The 228-nt window shown below is 60.1% G+C and carries 1 pseudogene; it reads right to left on the bottom strand.

The annotated features are described in order from the left end of the window. Nucleotides 1–228: pseudogene (locus WG891_RS26860) on the bottom strand (IS5/IS1182 family transposase); the annotation flags it as partial.

Raw genomic sequence — 228 nt, 5'->3', positions numbered from 1 at the left:
GTAGACCAGCAACGCGTCTGCCGGGCACACATACACATCACGCTTCTCATCGTACCTGAAGTGCTTTTTCTGGAAGTCATTCTGACCTTTGTGCGGCCGCCGATAGCCGGGCACCAACGCGATACCCCTTTCTTGCGTCAGATGGCACACCGCGGCGGTGAAGTAACCCGCATCCACACCCACCGCCACCGGCTCCAGACCGAATCGCGCTACCTGCCGCTCAAGTCG

This window comes from Serratia sp. MMO-28, assembly GCF_037199905.1.
GTDB classification, from domain to species: Bacteria; Pseudomonadota; Gammaproteobacteria; order Enterobacterales; family Enterobacteriaceae; genus Chania; species Chania oryzae.
This window is presented reverse-complemented; position numbering and strand designations above follow the sequence as displayed.